The sequence below is a fragment of the Devosia sp. LjRoot16 genome (assembly GCF_964252795.1).
Classification (GTDB): domain Bacteria; phylum Pseudomonadota; class Alphaproteobacteria; order Rhizobiales; family Devosiaceae; genus Devosia_A.
This window is the reverse complement of record NZ_CAXUPH020000007.1, coordinates 222,892-240,141: the sequence shown is the minus strand read 5'-3', so window position 1 is coordinate 240,141 and position 17,250 is coordinate 222,892. Positions and strand designations below refer to the sequence as shown.

Here is a 17,250-nt window from a genome sequence, read left to right as displayed (position 1 = left end):
CGAAAGCTGGGACCCAACTCGCAGCCCGCGCCAGCTGATGGATGGGTCCCAGCTTTCGCTGGGATGACAGCCGGTGGGAGGTCGGGGATGGTGCCCAACCCCCATTCTGGTGCGCTTCAATTACCCACCGAGATCGCCGCCGTCATCCGCTCGAGCCAGGCCCGAGCCGACAGCGACAGCTTGTCCGCCAGCGCCTGCCGCACCCGCGCATGATAGCCATCGATCCACGCCACCTCCTCGCGGGTCAGCGCGCTCACATCCGCCAATGCCAGGTCGATCGGCGCCAGGGTCAGCGTCTCGAAGCGCAGGAACCCCGGCGCCGCGGCGACCGTCTCCACCTGGTTCTCGACCCTGAGCCCAAACTCGCCTTCGCGGTAATAGCCGGGCTCGATGGTCATGATCACGCCGGGCGCGAACTCATAATTGTTCACCACCTTGCCGAAGCGCTGCGGGTGTTCGTGCACCGAGAGGAAGTGCCCGACCCCGTGCCCGGTGCCGTGGTCGTAGTCGAGCCCGAGATCCCAGAGCGGCCGCCGCGCCAGCGCATCGAGGTGATGCCCCCTAGCCGTCACCGGGAACTGCGCCGTCATCAGCGCTACAAAGCCCTTGAGCACCGCGGTATAGGTGCGACGCACCTCGTCGGAGACTGGGGCGAAAGCCGTCGTGCGGGTGACATCGGTAGTGCCGGTCAGATACTGCCCGCCGGAATCGATCAGATAGACGCTGCTGGTCGTCAGCGCGGCATTGGTCGCTTCGCTCGACGCGTAATGGCACATCGCGGCGTTCGCCGCCGAGGCCGAGATCGAGCGGAAGCTCGGCTCGACGAAACCTTCGCCCCGGGCCCGGAACTCCAGCAGCTTGTCCTCGGCCTCGAGTTCGGTGATCGCGTTACCGGACGCTTCGCGTGGCCCAACATTGTCGGCGAGCCAGCTCAGGAACTCGGTGAGCGCCACGCCATCGCTGACATGCGACGCGCGGAAGCCCTGGAGTTCGGTGCTGTTCTTGATCGCCTTGGCAATGGTGATCGGGCTCGTTTCCGACAGCACCGTGCCCCCTGCCCCGGTCACCGCCAGCGCTGCCGCCACCGAGGCGAAGCGCGGATCGACCAGCGCCCGCTTGCCGCCCGCGCGCCCCGCGATGCCGGCGAGCAGGTCGGCCGGCGAACGCGTCGTTACCGCTTCGAGCTCATAGGCCTCGCGATCGTTGGGGAGCTTTCGCTCATCGACAAACCACTCGGTATCCCCGCTCTTGTCGAGCAGCAGGAACGACTGGGGCAGCGGCGTGTATTTGACATCGCTGCCCCGCACATTGAGCAGCCAGGCGATATTGTCGGGCTGCGTCTCGACCAGGAAATCCGCCCCGAGCTCGGCCAGCCGCGCCCCGATGCGGCGGCGCTTTTCCACTGCCGCCTCGCCGGCATTGGCAAAGCTCGCGATCCGCCCGGTCGGCGGCTCCGGCTGATCCGGCCAGATCGCGTCGATCGGATCGGCCTCGAGCGGCACCAGTTCGCCGCCGGCCTGCTGCATCGCCGCCACCAGCCGCTGATGCAGGTCCGACGGGATCAGCATCGGGTTGAAACCGATCCGGCGGTTGCGCGGCAGCTTTTCGCCGAGCCAGCGCTCCAGCGGAAAATCATAAAAGTGCGAGATCTCGAACGCCTCGAGATCGACTTCCTGGCGCACCTGCACCTGGTAGCGGCCATCGACGAAGATCACCGCCGCCTCGGCAGTGACCAGCGCGATGCCCGCCGAGCCGGTGAAGCCGGTGAGATGGCGCAGCCGCTCATCATGCGGCGCGCAATATTCACCCTGGTGGGCATCGAAGCGCGGCACGATCACCCCGTCGATACCCAGGGCCCCGAGATGGGCCCGGAGCGCCTGAAGTCTGGTCATCGTCAGAAGCCGTACTTGGAGAGATCCGGCCGGCTCTTCAGCCCGGCCTCGGTGATGGCGCGCACTCGTGCTTCTTCGGCACCGACCAGCGGCAGCCGCGGCGCCCGGGTCACCGGCGAGGTGCCGCGGACAATGGCCTCGACCAGCTTGATGTTCTGGACGAATTTCGGCCCGATATCCATGCTGAGCAGCGGCAGGAACCAGCGATAGATCTCCATCGCCTCGGGGATCCGCCCCTCTGCCGCCAGCTTGTAGATGGCCACCGTCTCGCGCGGGAAAGCCACCACCAGCCCGGCGATCCAGCCAGAACAGCCGAGGATCAGGCTTTCGAGCGCCAGGTCGTCGACGCCGGTGAGGAGCTGATAGCGATCGCCCAGCGCCCGCAGCGTCTCGTTGATGCGGCGGGTGTCGCCAGTCGATTCCTTGATGGCGACGAATTTCGGCTCGTCCGCCATTTCCTTCAGCATCGCCTCGGTGACGTTGATGCCGTAGGCGATCGGGTTGTTGTAGATGATGATCGGCAGGCCGGAGGCGGCGGCGATGGCGCGGTAATGCGCCACCACTTCGCGATCGTCGGCGAGATAGCGCATCGCCGGCAGCACCATCAGCCCCTCGATGCCGATCGCCTCGGCTTCCGCGGCGAGCGCCGCGCCGGCCCGGGTCGAATCCTCGGCGATGGTGAGGAGAATGGGCTTGCGGCCCGCGGCTTCCGCGATTGCCGCCTTGGCGATGGCGAGCTTTTCCTCGCGCGTCAGGCTAGAGGCTTCACCGAGCGAACCGCAGACGATGACGCCGTCGACGCCGGACTCGATCTGGTAGGCGACATCGGCCCGCACCGCCGTGAGGTCGACCTCCTGCTCAGCCGTCATCTTGGTGGTGATCGCCGGGAATACGCCGCGGAAATCGCTCTTCTGCATCGTCTGGTCCTTGTCTCGCGGGCAACGGCCGCACTCGTCGTTCAGGACGCGTCACGGCGTCCGGCCTTGTAGCTCTCATAGGATGAAAAGCAACTGTCGGCAAGTTGTCGACATTACTATTGACAAGCTGCGTACAGGCTGTCGACTATCCCCAGCACGGGAGAGGCTGCGCATTGCGGCCGCTCGCCCACATCAGGAGGGAACCCATGGCGCATACCACCCCGAAACGCCTCAAACTGCTGCCCCGGCTGGCGCTCGCCGGCCTCGTCGCAACCGCTCTCTCGGCCCTGCCCAGCTTCGCGCAGGACGCCCAGCCCGGCGGCACCCTGCGCATCCTCGGCACCGAGGATCTCGACCATTTCGACCCGACTTCCGCGGCTCTGGTCACCACCAACAATTTCCTGCGCGCCGTATCGCGCCAGCTGATCTCCTACGAAGCCTCGACCGACGAGACGGTGCGCATCACCCCCAAGGGCGATCTCGCGACAGAAGTCCCGCAGCCGACCGATGACGGGCTCACCTACACCTTCAAGATCCGTCAGGGCGCGCAGTGGAACGCCCCCTCGGGCGCCCGCCAGATCACCTCGGCCGACCTCGAGCGCGGCTTCAAGCGCATGTGCAACCCGGCGCTCGGCTCGGCGGCGCTGACCTATTATTCGAGCCTCGTCGCCGGCATGGCCGAGTTCTGCGATGGCTTTTCCAAGGTCGAGCCGACCGTCGAAGCGATGAAGGCCTATATCGAGGGCAACGACATCACCGGCATCGAGACGCCGGATGATGAGACCGTGGTGATCAAGCTGACGCAGCGCGCCGGCGATTTCATCTACATGCTGTCGCTCGCGACCTCCGCCCCGGCGCCGATCGAAGTGCTCGACTACCTGCCCGATGGTCCGGATTACCGCAGCAACTTCATCGCCAGCGGCCCCTACACTCCCGGCGCCTACACGCCGGATTCCTCGCTGCAGCTGGTGCGCAACCCGGCCTGGACCGCCGACAGCGATCCGCTGCGCAAGGCCTATGTCGACCAGATCGACATCACCTTCGGGCTCACCGTCGACGCCATCATGCAGCAGCTGCAATCGGGCGATGGCGACATGACTTATGATGTCACCATCCCGCCGGCCATCCTCTCGATGCTGACCGCCCAGGGCGACGAAAAGCTGATGACGGTGTCGTCGGGCAACACCAACTTCATCTTCATCAACACCGTTTCGGGCAACAATAACGGCGCGCTCAAGGACCTGAAGGTACGCCAGGCGCTGAACTACGCCGTCGACAAGGCCGCCATCGTCCAGCAGATGGGCGGGCCGTCGATCGCCAAGCCCGTCAACGGCATTTTCGGCCTCGGCGTGCTCGGCTACCACGAGTTCGACCTCTACCCCTCGCCTGAGGCCAAGGGTGACCCGGAAAAGGCCAAGGCGCTGCTTGCCGAAGCCGGCTTCCCCAATGGCATCACCTTGAAAATGCCGTTCCGCAACAAGGGCAACGAGCCGGCGGTGGCGCAGACCATCCAGGCCTCGATGGCCAAGGCCGGCATCACCCTCGAGCTGACCCCGGTGGCTCCGGCCGACTACTATTCGAAGTTCATGACCAACCCGGTGAACACCCAGGAAGGCACCTGGGATATCGCGCCGGTCGGCTGGACTCCGGATTGGGCCGGCGGCTCGGCGCGCTCAGTGTTCCAGCCGCAGTTCAGCTATGACGGCACGCACCAGACCTATAACTACACCGACTACAACAACGACAAGGCCAACGAGCTTGGCCAGCAGGCGATCAACGCCACGACGCCCGAAGAAGTCGGCGCGCTCTGGGCCCAGGTCGATGAGCTGGTGATGGCCGATGCACCGGTGGTGCCGCTGATCGCCAACCTGATCGTGCTCTACCACGGTGCGGCGGTGCAGAACTTCCAGCCCTACTCGATCGGCGTCCAGGGCGACTGGACCAACGTCTGGCTGCAGCAATAGGCTGGGGCTGGTTCGAACGCCCGTACTTCCCCTCTCCTCGCGGTGAGGGGAAGTACGATTTCGGCGATCACAAGCGTATTTCTGGGGCTCGTGGTCGAGTGGACCCACCGTGATCACCCCACCACCGGCTGTCATCCCAGCGAAAGCTGGGATCCAACTCGCAGCCCGCGCGAGCGGGGAAATGGGTCCCTGCTTTCGCAGGGATGACACCCGTGGGCAGGTCAAGGGCCGAGTCAGCCGTGCAGCCGGTTCAGCCTAATCGAATACCGCACCAGCGCTTGCGAGGCGCCGGTGCCCAGTCTGGAGTGGTTGCGTGGCAGTTCTCGAAGCGCGGCATCTGAGCGTCGATATTCCCACTGAAGACGGCGTGATCCACGCGGTGCGCGACGTCTCCTTCGCGCTCGAAGCCGGCGAACTGTTCGGCATCGCCGGCGAGTCCGGGTCGGGCAAGAGCGTATTGACCCAGGCCATTCTCGGCCTCCTGCCCAACGCCACCGTCACCGGCGAAGTGCTGTTCGAGGGCCGCAATCTCCTGGGCCTGAAGCCCGCCGAATTGCAATCGATCCGCGGCTCGCGCATCGGCATGATCTTTCAGGATCCGATGTCGAGCCTGCACCCCTATTACACCGTCGGCAGCCAGATCACCGAGATGATCCACGCCCACGAGAAGGTGGATAAAGCCGTGGCGCGCCGCCGCGCCGTCGACCTCCTCGCCCGCGTCGGCATCAGCGAAGCGGATCGCCGTTTCGACAGTTTCCCGCACCAGTTCTCCGGTGGCATGCGCCAGCGCGTGATGATCGCCATGGCGCTGATCCTCAACCCGCCGCTGGTCATCGCGGACGAACCCACCACCGCCCTCGATGTCACGGTGCAGGCGCAGATCGTCGCGCTGCTCGACGAGATGCGGCGCGAGCGCGGCACCACCGTGGTGATGATCACCCACGATCTCGGGCTCCTCTCCAGCATCGCCGACCACGTGATGGTGATGTATGCCGGACGCCGCATGGAGCTGGGGCCGAGCGCCCCGCTCTTCGCCGCCCCGGCCCACCCCTACACATCGGGGCTGCTCGCCTCCTCGCCCGCCAATTACGAGGCGGGCGCCGAGCTGGTGCCGATCCCCGGCCGCCCGCCCAGCCTGCTCGAAACCCCCAGGGGTTGCGTGTTCGCGCCGCGCTGCGCCAGCGCCCTGCCTCGCTGCACCACCGAAGCGCCGCCGCTCCGCGTCTTCAGCGATGGCCTGCAGTCGCTGTGCTGGCTCGAAGGCCCACCCGCCGATGCCGCCGCCAGCGTCGCGGCCATCGCCAAAGCCCCAGCCGCCGACGAGATCGTCGTCAAAGCCGAGGGCGTCCGCCTGACCTATGGCGGCGGCAGCCTGTTCAATCCCGGCGCCGGTTTCGAGGTGCTGAAGGGCATCGATCTCGAACTGCACCGTGGCGAAACCCTCGGTCTCGTCGGCGAAAGCGGCTGCGGCAAATCCACCTTCGCCCGCGTGCTGGCCGGGCTGATCCCAATGACCCATGGCAAGGTTTCGCTGCTCGGCCGCGACCTCGGCAGCCTCGATGGTCGCGCCTGGCAGGCGATGCGGCGCGAGGTGCAACTGGTGTTCCAGAACCCCTTCGGCGCCTTGAACCCCCGACGCCGCGTCGGCGCCATTATCGGCGATCCCTATCGCATCCACGGCCTCGCCGGTGGCGCTGAGCGGAAGCGCGAAGTGCAGCGGCTGATGGAGCTCGTCGGTCTCAACCCCGAGCACTACAACCGTTTCCCCTCGGAATTCTCCGGCGGCCAGCGCCAGCGCATCGGCATCGCCCGCGCCCTCGCTCTCAACCCCTCGCTGATCATCTATGACGAGCCGGTCTCGGCCCTCGATGTCTCTATCCAGGCGCAGGTGCTGAACCTGATGCGTTCGCTGCAGCGCGACCTCGACCTCACCTACCTGTTCATCTCGCACGATCTCGCGGTGGTCCGGCATGTCTGCGACCGCATCGCCGTGATGCAGGCCGGCCAGATCGTCGAGCTCGCCGAGGCCGAGACGCTCTACCGGGCCCCGCAGCACCCTTATACAAAGACGCTGCTCGCCGCCTCGGTCACCACCCCGCCCCGCCACTCCGCCGCCGGCCGCACGCTGGTCTTCTCCAATGTCGTGGAGGCCGCATGAGCACCGGAGCTGCCATTCCCGTCGTGCAGCGTGGTTCGCTGGCGCTGACGCTGCGCCGGCTCAGGCGCGACCCGGCCATCATCGCCGCGCTGGTCTTCATCGTGCTGGTGGTGCTGTTCGCCCTCTCGGCGCCATGGATTTCGGCGCTCACCGGCCACTCCGCCATCGAGCAATATCGCGATACCGGCCTCTCCGAGATGGGCCTGCCGGTGGCGCCAAACGCCGAGTTCCTGTTCGGCACCGATCACCTCGGCCGTGATGTCCTCGTCCGTCTCGCCTATGGCGCGCAGGTCTCGCTCACCGTCGGCGTGCTCGCAGCGGTCGTCGCGGCGTTGATCGGCATCACCGTCGGCATGGTCGCCGGCTATTTCGGCGGCTGGGTCGATACTGTGCTGAGCCGCGCCATGGACCTGGTGATGAGCGTGCCGTTCCTGCTCTGCGCCCTGGCACTGGTCTCGGTGTTCGGCCCCAGCCTGTCGCTTTCGATCGGCGTCATCGTGTTCTTCAGCTGGACCACCATGGGCCGCGTCATCCGCGGCCAGGTGATGTCGCTGCGCCGGCAGGAATTCGTCGAGGCCAGCCGCTCGCTCGGCGCCGGGCCGCTGTCGATCATGTTCATCGACATTCTGCCGAACCTCAGCGTGCCGATCATCGTCTACACCACCATGATGATCCCGGGCTCCATCGTCTTCGAGGCGACGCTGAGCTTTCTCGGCATGGGCATCGTGCCGCCGGCTCCGAGCTGGGGCGGCATGCTGGCCGACGCCGCCGGCAACTCGCTCTATCTCGTCGCGTCCTGGCTGGTGCTGATCCCCGGCCTCGCGCTGCTGTTCACCACGCTCGCCTTCAACATCCTCGGCGATGGGCTGCGCGATGCGCTCGATCCGCGCGGCCGGCCGGTGCGGAGGAAACCGAAATGATCCGCTATCTCCTCGGCCGAGTCGCGTTCGGCGCGCTGATCCTTTTGACGCTCAGCATGTTCGTGTTCTTCCTGTTCTTCGTCGCCCCGGGCGATCCGGCCCGCATGGTGGCGGGCGACAAGGCGACCGAGACGCAGCTGATCCAGATCCGCACCAATCTCGGCCTCGATCGGCCGATCCACGAGCAATATCTGAGCTTTCTCGGCAAGGCCGTGACCGGCGATCTCGGCTTTTCCTACCGCAACCAGCAGCCCGTCGCGAAACTGATCTTCAACCGGCTGCCCGCCACCCTGTCGCTGGTGGTCGGCGGCGTGCTGGTCTGGCTCGCCGTCGGCATCCCCATCGGCATCATGTCGGCGCGTCATCCCGGCGGAGTGCGCGATCGCTTGGGACAGGGCTTCATCCTCATCGGCCTCAGCTTCCCGACTTTCGTGCTCGGCATGATGTCGCTTTACCTGTTCTATTTCCTGCCCCGGCAATCGGGCTTCATGCTGTTCCCGGCCGGCGGCTTCAAGCCGTTCCTGCCCAACCCGGCGATCTGGGCCTGGCATCTGATCCTGCCCTGGACCACCCTGGCGCTCACCACCGCCGCGGTCTATGCGCGGCTCACCCGCGGCCAGATGATCGAAGTGATGGGCGAGGATTACATCCGCACCGCCCGCGCCAAGGGCCTCTCGGAGCGCAAGGTCGTCTGGAAGCACGGCATGCGCGCCACCCTCACCCCGCTCGCCACCCAGCTCGGCGCCGATATCGCACTGCTGCTCGGCGGCGCCATCGTCATCGAACAGGTCTATGGCCTGCAAGGCGTCGGCGCCCTCGCGGTGCAGGCCGTGGCCAACCAGGACCGGCCGATCATCATCGGCGTGGTGCTGCTCGGCGGCCTGTTCATCGTCGTCGCCAACATCATCGTCGACATCGCCTATGTGCTGCTGGATCCGCGTGTGCGGTAGGGATTTTCAATGGGCTAACCGACATAGTGGTGGGCACTACCTGGACACACCCACCGGATGTCATCCCAGCGAAAGCTGGGACCCAACTGGCCACAGCGCAAGCGGATGAATGGGTCCCAGCTTTCGCTGGGATGACATCGCGGGTGGTTCGGTTGGCGGTGAGAACGCTCTAACGAATGTGAAGGATTTTTGAGAGATGCCCGTCGCCGAATACACCATCCCCGGCATGCTGATCCGCGACCACCTGCTGCCGGTGCCGCTCGACTGGAGCAAACCTGAGGACCAAACCATCGAGCTGTTCCTGCGCGAGGTGGTCGACCCCACCAAACGCCATGACGACCTGCCGCTGCTGGTGTTCCTGCAGGGCGGCCCCGGCGGCAAGTCGCCGCGCCCCACCAAGGGCAGCCCGTCCTGGCTGACCGAGGCGCTGAAGACGCATCGCGTCATCCTGCCTGATCAGCGCGGCACCGGCCGCTCCGCCCGCATCGAGGCCGCCACCATGGCGGGCTTTGCCACTGGGGACGCCGCCGCCGACTACCTCAGCCATTTCCGCGCCGACTCGATCGTCGACGATTTCGAGCACGCCCGCAAAACCCTGTTCCCCGGCAAGCGCTGGGAATCGCTCGGCCAGAGCTATGGCGGCTTCCTCACCCTCACCTATTTGTCGCGCTACCCCGAGGCGCTCGCCGCCTGCTACGTCGCCGGCGGCCTCGCGAGCCTCGTGCCCAACGCCGACGAGGTCTACCGCCGCACCTATCCGCGCGCGGCAGGCAAGAGCCGGCTCTACTACAAGCGCTATCCCGATGACGTCGCCCGCGTCGCCGCCATCGCCGATTTCATTGACAGCAACGACGTCCGCCTGCCCGATGGCGACCGGTTGACGGTCAAGCGGCTGCAGACCATCGGCATTGATCTCGGCATCGCGCCCGGCCACGAGAACGTCCACTGGCTGATCGACGAAGCCTTCTCCACCCCGGACCGGCTGTCGGATCATTTCCTGTTCAGCGTCATGAGCCTCACCAGCTATGATAGCGGCCCGCTGTTTGCCGCGCTGCAGGAGAGCATTTACGGCCACGGCGCCGGCGCCACCAACTGGGCTGCCGAGCGGGTCCGCGCCGATCACCCCGAGTTCGACCCCGCCGCCCGCCCGCTGCTGTTCACCGGCGAGATGATGTTCCCGTGGATGTTCGAGGAAATCCGCTCGCTCCGCCCGTTCAAGGCCGGCGTCGAAACCCTGGCGGCGCGCCAGAGCTACTCCGAGCTCTACGACCTGAAGCGCCTCACCGCCAACCAGGTGCCGGTGAGTGCGGTGGTCTATTACGACGATCTCTATGTCGATGCAGGCCTATCGCTCGAAACCGCCGCGGCGGTCGGGAACCTGCAGCACTGGGTCACCAACGAATACGAACACGACGGCATCCGCCAGAGCGGCAATGTGTTCAAGCGGCTGGTGGAAATGGTGAAGGAAGCGGGCGGGCCGGTTAGAGGGTAGGAGGCACCGCAGCACGCAGTCGGCGTCCCTCTCCCGCTTGCGGGGGAGGGGGGACCAGCCGAAAGGCTGGTGGGAGGGGGGTGCCACAAACTCTGGCCTAGGCCCCATCCGCCCACCGTTGGCGCGTGGGGCACCGCCAACCTTCAGTGCGTGGGGCCCCCCCCTCCCACCACGCTTTCGCGTGGTCCCCCCTCCCCCGCAAGCGGGAGAGGGATCCCGACTGCAAGTCCGACTCAGACCTCAATCCTCAAAATGCCCCCGCACCGCAAAGCCGCCGCCCTGCAGCACCGCCACCTCGGGGTCCGGCGGCGGCCAGCCGCCCGCCGGCGCCGGCAGCTCGCCTGAGCTATGCTCCGGCGTCCACCCCAGCGTCTGGTCCGGCGCGTTGACGTACCATGCCCCGGCATTGTCGGAGATGCCGAACACCGTGCGGTAGCCCAGTTCCGGCGCGTCGAGCCCGGCGAGCACCAGGCGCCACAGGTCGTCGCGGTCGCACCAGATCTTGATGTCGCGCTGCGAGCCCGGATTGTTGGCGGCGCAGATCCTGATGTTGAGGCAGCCGATGCCGAACTTGTCGTGGTAGAGCCGGCTGAGGTTCTCGCCGAACAGCTTGCTCACCGCATAGAGCGTATCCGGGCGCACTTCGGCATGCCGGTCGAGCGGCGCAGCGGCGACCTCGTGCATGCCCAGCACATGGTAGGACGAGGCGTAGATCACCCGCTTCACCCCGGCTTTGCGGGCACTTTCGAAGATATTGTAGGTGCCGGCGATATTGGCATCGAGGATCGCCTGCCACGGCTTTTCGTTCGCCATGCCGCCCAGGTGCACCACGGCGGAGATGTCCTGCCGCATCAGGTCGTCGATCGCCGCGCGGTCGGCGAGGTCGGCGAGCACCACCGGCCCACCGTCGGCCGGCGCCGTGATGTCGGTCGCCAGCACCGCCCTCCCCGCTTCGGCAAATCTCGACCGGAAGTGGGTGCCGAGCCTGCCGGCGGCGCCCGTCAACAGGATTTGCGGCATGATCTTCCTCAGGCGGGAGCCGAAAGCCGCAGGCGCGGATCGGGACGGGGGACGGCGCGGATCAGGGTCTGAGTATAGGGATGCTCGGGCCGCTCGCAAATCTGCTGCACGTCGCCGATCTCGACGATCTTGCCGTTCTTCATCACCGCGACGCGGTCGCAGAAGTAGCGGATCACCGAGATATCGTGGCTGATGAACAGGTAGGACAGGCCATATTCGTCCTGCAGCCCGCGCATCAGGTCGAGCACCTGGTGGCGCAGCGACACATCGAGCGCCGAAGTCGGTTCGTCGGCGATGATCAGCCGCGGCCTGAGCGCAATGGCGCGGGCGATCGAGATGCGCTGCCGCTGCCCGCCGGAAAAGGCGTGCGGATAGCGCTCGCCGCCATCGGCCGGCAGCCCGACGCGCATCAAGAGCTCCGCCACCCGATCGCGCATCTCGCGCTCGCTCATCGCCGTGTTGGTGCGGAGCGGCTCCGAGATGATCTGGTAGACGGTCATGCGCGGGTTGAGCGAGGAATGCGGATCCTGGAACACCATGCGCACTTCGCTGTAGAGCGATTTCATCTCACGCTTCGATAGCCGCGCGATGTCGACTTCCACCCCGTCGCCGCGCCAATAGTTCACCTGCCCGCCGGTCGGCGTGTAGATGCGCAAGAGCGTGCGGCCCAGCGTGGTCTTGCCCGAGCCGCTCTCGCCCACCACCCCGACGGTTTCGCCCTTGTTGATGGTGAGGCTGACCCCATCGATCGCCTTGAGATAGGCGGCGGGTTTCCCCAGCATGCCGACATTGAGCGGGAAATGCAGCGACAGGTCGCTGATCTCGGCAATCGGCGATTCCTCGGCCGGGCGTGGCGGCCGCGGCGCCGGCGTTTCGAGCTTCAGCACCGAGCCGAGCAGCGCCTTGGTGTAAGGCTGCTGCGGCCGCTCGAACAGGTCGAACACATCGGCCTGCTCGACCATCTCGCCCTTGAACATCACCATGACGCGGTCGGCGATCTGCGCCACCACGCCCATGTCATGGGTGATGAACAGCACCGCCATGCCGCGATCGCGCTGCAGCTCGCGCAGCAGCGACAGGATCTCGGCCTGGGTGGTGACATCGAGCGCCGTGGTCGGCTCGTCGGCGATCAGGATTTCCGGGTTGCACGAGAGAGCCATGGCGATCATGGCGCGCTGCCGCATGCCACCGGAGAACTCGAATGAATAGCGGTCGAGCGCCGCCTCGGGGTTGGGGATGCGCACCCGGTCGAGCAGAGCGGCGGCCCGCTTCCGCGCTTCCTCCTTGCTGATCTTTTCGTGCAGCAGAATGGTCTCGACGATCTGGTGGCCGATGGTGTGCACCGGCGACAGGCTCGACATCGGCTCCTGGAAGATCATCGCGATACGCCGGCCGCGCACCTCGCGAATGCCGCGCCCGAGCGCCCCGAGCTTGACGATATCGAGCTCGCCGCTGCCAGTATCGAGCAGGATTTCCCCCGCCGTGATCCGCCCAGGCGAGGCGACGAGCTGCAAGATGGCGCGGGCGGTGACGCTCTTGCCCGAGCCGCTTTCGCCCACGAGGCAGAGCGTCTCGCCGCGCGACAGGGTGAAGCTGACGCCGCGCACCGCATGCACCACCGATTTGTGCACCGGGAACTCGACGGCGAGGTTCTTGACCGTGAGAACCGGTTTGGCGTTGGGCGCGGCGTTACTTGGCATAGGGATCAGCAGCGTCGCGGACGCCGTCTCCGAGGAAGTTGAGCGACAGCACTGCCACCACCACGCAGATGCCGGGGACGAACAGCCAGGGCGCCTGGGTGATGGCGCGAAGGTTCTGCGTGTCCTGCAGCAGCACGCCCCAGCTGACGATCGGCGGCTGCAGCCCGAGGCCGAGGAAGCTGAGCGCGGTTTCGGCGAGGATCATGTGCGGGATGGCGAGGGTGACCGCGGCGATGATGTGCGAATAAAGGCTCGGCATCATGTGGCGCATGATCAGCCGGAACTCGCTCACCCCATCGAGCCGCGCTGCGATGACGAAATCCTCACTCCTGAGGCTGAGGAAGCGCCCGCGCACCACGCGGGCGATCTCGGTCCAGCCGATCAGCGACAGGATGACGAGGATCGAGAAATAGACCTGCAGCGGTGGCCAGTCCTTCGGCATCGCGGCGGCGAGCCCGAGCCACAGCGGAATGGTCGGCACCGAGCGGATGAACTCGATGACCCGCTGGATCACCCGATCGACGAGGCCGCCGCGATAGCCGGAAATCCCGCCCAGGATCATGCCGATGATCAGCGACAGGCTGACCCCGACCAGCCCGATCGACATCGAAATGCGGGTGCCGTGGATGGTGCGGCTGAGCAGGTCCCGGCCGAGCCGGTCGCCGCCGGCGAGGAAGAACGGCTTGTTCTTTTCGAGCGGCCCGATCAGGTGGATATCGGCATCGAACAGCCCCCACATCTTGTAGCTCTGGCCTTTGACGAACAGCCCGATCGGGATGATCTCGCTCGGCTTGGGGGTGAAGATGCGCCTAAAACTCTTGGCGTCGACCTTGATGTCGAAGCCGGTGACATGCGGCTGGAACCGCGAGCCGCCGGCGCCATCGTCGACGAACCAGCCGATCGCCTGTGGCGGTACATAGGTGAAGCGCGGATCGAACTTGGCCGGATCCTGCGGCGCCAGGAACTCGGCGAACAAAGCCACGAAATAGATCAGCCCGACGATCACCAGCGACAGCACGGCGAGCTTGTGCTTCTTGAACTTGTGCCAGAACAGCGTCCACTGCCCGGCGGCCTGCAGGCGCCCGGGAGTGAGCTGCTGGTCGAGCAGCCCGGCCTCGATATCGGTAGTTTCGGTGGGGGCGCTCATGACAGCCGGATCCTGGGGTCGGAGATGGCGAGCAGGATGTCGGAGACCAGCGTGCCGATCAGCACCAGCCCGCCGCTCAACAGGATAAAGGCGCCGGCCAGATACATGTCCTGGCTCTTCAACGCCTGCAGCAGCAGCGGCCCGGCGGTGGGGAGGTTCAGGACAGTGGACACCACCAGTTCGCCCGAGATCAGCGCCGGCAGCACCCAGCCGACGGTGGAAATGAACGGGTTCAGCGCCACCCGCACCGGATAGGTGAGGATCAGCCGCCCCTCGGGCATCCCCTTGGAACGCGCCGCCTCGACATAGGGCTTGTGCAGCTCATCGAGCAGGTTGGCGCGCATCACCCGGATCAGCGAGGCGGTGCCGGCGGTGCCGAGCACGAAGATCGGGATCCAGGCATGGGTGATGAAATCCCACACCTTGGCCAGCGACAGCGGCGCATTCTCGAAGGCCGGCGAGAACAGCCCGCCCACCGAGACGCCGAACCACATGGTCGAGGCATAGAGCAGCACGATGGCGAGGAGGAAATTCGGCGTCGCCATGGCGAGAAAGGCAAAAGCGGTGGCGAGGTAATCGGTGACCGAATATTGCCGCACCGCCGAGTAGATGCCGATCGGCAGCGAGAAAGCCCACATCAGGATGAGCGTCAGCACCGAGATCAGCGCCGTCATTCCCATGCGGCCCCAGATCAGTTCGGTGACCGGCTGGTTCCACTCGAAGCTGTCGCCGAAATCGCCGCGGGTGACGATGCCGCCGATCCACTTGAAGTATTGCACCACGACATTCTCGCCCAGCCCATAGCGCTCGCGCAGGCTGTTGAGCATGGCGCTGTCGACCGTCTCCCCGGCCTGCGCGATCTGTGCCGCATAGGTCGAGACATAGTCGCCCGGCGGCAGCTGGATGACGGTGAACGCCAGGATCGAGATCGCCACCATCGCCGGGATCATGCCGGCTATTCGCTTGAGGATGTAAAGGAGCATGAACCGGCCCGGGGGTTGGACGATCCGGCGGACAGCGCCCGCCGGATCGTGCCTTGAGATGCTCTGGGGACTACTGCTTGAAGTAGAACTGCTCGGTATTCAGCGTACCCGGGTCCGGATGGATCCAGCCGGTCGGGGTATCGTCGGGCACGTTGCCCAGCTTGTTCGACACCACCGCGAAGCCCTGGATCGCACTGCCGATGCCGATCTGGTAGAACTGCTCGGCGCTGATATCGAGCAGCTGGCTCAGGAGCTTGGCCTGTTCGTCGGCGTTCGAGGTGCCCTTGATCTGGTCGTACAGCGCCCACTGCTGCTTGACATAGTCGGGCGGCTCGACCCCGCCATCCTTGATGTAGAACTTAGCCCAGTCGACGGCGAAGTTCGATTCCGTCGAGAACGGGAAGTAGTCGCGCGGATCGATATAGACGTCGATGCCGCCCGATGTGGCGCCCCACACCACGATATCGTGCTGGCTGGCGGTCTTTTCCTCGTAGAAGCGGGTGCGATCCATCGCCGTGAAGCGGGCATCGACACCCACCGCCTGCCAGTACTGCACCAGCAGCTCGGCGACATCGGCGGTGTTGCCCAGCGCCGTCACCGCGGCGACGTTGACCACCAGCGGGCTGCCGTCGGGCGCGAGGCGCAACCCGTTGCTGCCGCGCTTGTCGAGGCCGATGGAGTCGAGCAGCCGGTTGGCTTCATCGGCATTGTACTCGAGATACTGGGTGGCCAGCTTCTCGTTGTAGAATGCCGTGCCTTCGAGCGGCGCCACCTGGCGCGGCGTGCCCTGCCCCAGATAGACCGTATCGATGATCGCCTGGCGGTCGAGCGCATAGGACAGCGCAATGCGGAAATCCTTGTTCGCAAAGATCGGCGCCTTCACCGCATCATGCGAGTTGAGGTTGACCGAGATGGCGAGCGAGTTGCCGACCCGGGACTCGCGCGGGCTGATGCGGAAATTGCCGGCCTCCTGGCCTTCCGACAGCACCGGCAGGTTGGTGGTGTTGGCGGTGTGGCGGACTTCGTAGTCGATCTCGCCGGCGAGGACGCTGAGCAGCAGGGTCTGCGCTTCGGCATTCACCGACATCGAGAGCCCGTCGATATAGGGCAGCTGGTTCCCGGCGGTATCAACCTTCCAGTAGAACGGGTTGCGCTCGAGCGCCACGCGGGTGGCGCCCGCCACATAGGGCTCGGTGATGCGCCAGGCCTCGATCGTCGGGCGATCCGGGTTGCGCCAGCGCTGGATGTTCTCGATGCCGACGCCGCACATGTTGACCATCTGCTCGGACCAGTCGGCGACGCCCGCCGCCTTGGCGTTGGCATCGGCCTCCGGGTTGTACTTGGGCAGGAACTGGCTGCAATAGGCCTTGCTCAAGAGCGTCAGCTGCACGCCATAGACGCTGGCGGCGTTGAGGATGAACAGGCCATTCGGCTTGCTCCACGACAGGGTGAACTCGGTGGGCGAGGCGACGGCAATGGTCGGCAGCTCGCCCTCGACGGTCAGCCAGCCCGGCTTGGTCGGGAACAGCTTCTCGTCCGGCAAAATGTCCTGAACGAAGAACGCCACGTCATCGGCGGTGAACGGCGTGCCGTCCGACCACTTCATCCCCTCGCGCAGCGTGAAGGTGAAGGACTTGCTGTCCTCGCTGACGCTGTAGGCGCTGGCGATATTGGGCTGGATTTCGCCGGTCCACTCGGCATCCCAGGCGAGCAGCGGCTCGTAGCCGAAGTAGGTGAACAGCATGTTGCGGTCATTGCCGCCCACCATGCCGCCGCGGAACGTGCCGCCATACTGACCGACTTCGCTGACCGGCGTGATGATGCGCGGTGCGGCGCCAACGCGCTCGGCCACCGGCGGTAAGCTGCCGTCGGCCACGGCCGCGTCGAGCATCGGCGCCTGTTTGTAATCGACGGCCAGTGCGGCGCCGGCCAAGGCCAGCATCGATACCCCGGCCAGTGCAGGCATCAGGAAATGCTTCAATTCACCCTCCCCTCGAAAGTGCATCCGGACGCCGGGAGCGTTCCCCTTCAGCGTCGGCGGGGCAATGTGGTATGACTGCAAATGCACTGTCAAACGATAAATCATACTACTTTGCTGCGAGTCGCG

General features: G+C 65.9%; 11 protein-coding genes and 1 pseudogene. 5 read left to right on the top strand and 7 right to left on the bottom strand.

What is annotated here, in order from left to right:
- Nucleotides 1-116: 116 nt before the first annotated feature.
- Nucleotides 117-1,892 carry a M24 family metallopeptidase gene (locus ACSQ23_RS27575; RefSeq protein ID WP_436092607.1) on the bottom strand — a complete coding sequence of 592 codons (1,776 nt, stop codon included), beginning with the start codon at nt 1,890-1,892 and terminating at the stop codon, nt 117-119.
- A gap of 2 nt (nt 1,893-1,894) precedes the next feature.
- Nucleotides 1,895-2,809 (bottom strand): dihydrodipicolinate synthase family protein, encoded by a 915-nt coding sequence (locus ACSQ23_RS27570; protein ID WP_436092606.1) that lies wholly within the window; start codon nt 2,807-2,809, stop codon nt 1,895-1,897.
- Nucleotides 2,810-3,015: 206 nt separating this feature from the next.
- Here ACSQ23_RS27570 and ACSQ23_RS27565 point away from each other — a divergent pair, with 206 nt between their 5' ends.
- From ACSQ23_RS27565 to ACSQ23_RS27545, 5 genes are all read left to right on the top strand, one after another.
- Complete coding sequence (locus ACSQ23_RS27565; protein ID WP_082528338.1) at nt 3,016-4,773, top strand: ABC transporter substrate-binding protein; 1,758 nt, start codon at nt 3,016-3,018, stop codon at nt 4,771-4,773.
- Nucleotides 4,774-5,086: 313 nt separating this feature from the next.
- The gene (locus ACSQ23_RS27560) at nt 5,087-6,931 is read left to right on the top strand and encodes a dipeptide ABC transporter ATP-binding protein (RefSeq protein ID WP_436092605.1); all 1,845 of its coding nucleotides are present in this window, start codon (nt 5,087-5,089) and stop codon (nt 6,929-6,931) included.
- Nucleotides 6,928-7,851 (top strand): ABC transporter permease, encoded by a 924-nt coding sequence (locus ACSQ23_RS27555; protein ID WP_436092604.1) that lies wholly within the window; start codon nt 6,928-6,930, stop codon nt 7,849-7,851. Before ACSQ23_RS27560 ends, ACSQ23_RS27555 begins: the two co-directional genes overlap by 4 nt.
- The gene (locus ACSQ23_RS27550; RefSeq protein ID WP_436092603.1) at nt 7,848-8,801 is read left to right on the top strand and encodes an ABC transporter permease; all 954 of its coding nucleotides are present in this window, start codon (nt 7,848-7,850) and stop codon (nt 8,799-8,801) included. Before ACSQ23_RS27555 ends, ACSQ23_RS27550 begins: the two co-directional genes overlap by 4 nt.
- Nucleotides 8,802-8,997: 196 nt before the next feature.
- Complete coding sequence (locus tag ACSQ23_RS27545) at nt 8,998-10,293, top strand: alpha/beta fold hydrolase (protein ID WP_436092602.1); 1,296 nt, start codon at nt 8,998-9,000, stop codon at nt 10,291-10,293.
- Nucleotides 10,294-10,533: 240 nt separating this feature from the next.
- Here the strand turns inward: ACSQ23_RS27545 and ACSQ23_RS27540 are convergent, their stop codons facing one another.
- The 5 genes and pseudogenes from ACSQ23_RS27540 to ACSQ23_RS27520 all read right to left on the bottom strand — a co-directional run bounded on the left by ACSQ23_RS27540 (nt 10,534) and on the right by ACSQ23_RS27520 (nt 17,124).
- Complete coding sequence (locus tag ACSQ23_RS27540) at nt 10,534-11,298, bottom strand: NAD-dependent epimerase/dehydratase family protein (protein ID WP_436092688.1); 765 nt, start codon at nt 11,296-11,298, stop codon at nt 10,534-10,536.
- Nucleotides 11,278-13,013 (bottom strand): annotated as a pseudogene (locus tag ACSQ23_RS27535) (ABC transporter ATP-binding protein); the annotation flags it as partial. The gene ACSQ23_RS27540 and the pseudogene ACSQ23_RS27535, both read right to left, overlap by 21 nt.
- The gene (locus tag ACSQ23_RS27530) at nt 13,003-14,160 is read right to left on the bottom strand and encodes an ABC transporter permease (protein WP_082528340.1); all 1,158 of its coding nucleotides are present in this window, start codon (nt 14,158-14,160) and stop codon (nt 13,003-13,005) included. The gene ACSQ23_RS27530 and the pseudogene ACSQ23_RS27535, both read right to left, overlap by 11 nt.
- Nucleotides 14,157-15,143 carry an ABC transporter permease gene (locus ACSQ23_RS27525; RefSeq protein WP_436092601.1) on the bottom strand — a complete coding sequence of 329 codons (987 nt, stop codon included), beginning with the start codon at nt 15,141-15,143 and terminating at the stop codon, nt 14,157-14,159. The genes ACSQ23_RS27530 and ACSQ23_RS27525 overlap by 4 nt, the downstream gene beginning before the upstream one ends.
- A gap of 70 nt (nt 15,144-15,213) precedes the next feature.
- A complete protein-coding gene (locus ACSQ23_RS27520; protein ID WP_436092600.1) occupies nt 15,214-17,124 on the bottom strand; it encodes an ABC transporter substrate-binding protein in 1,911 nt (636 codons plus the stop codon).
- Between the last annotated feature and the right edge of the window lie 126 nt (nt 17,125-17,250).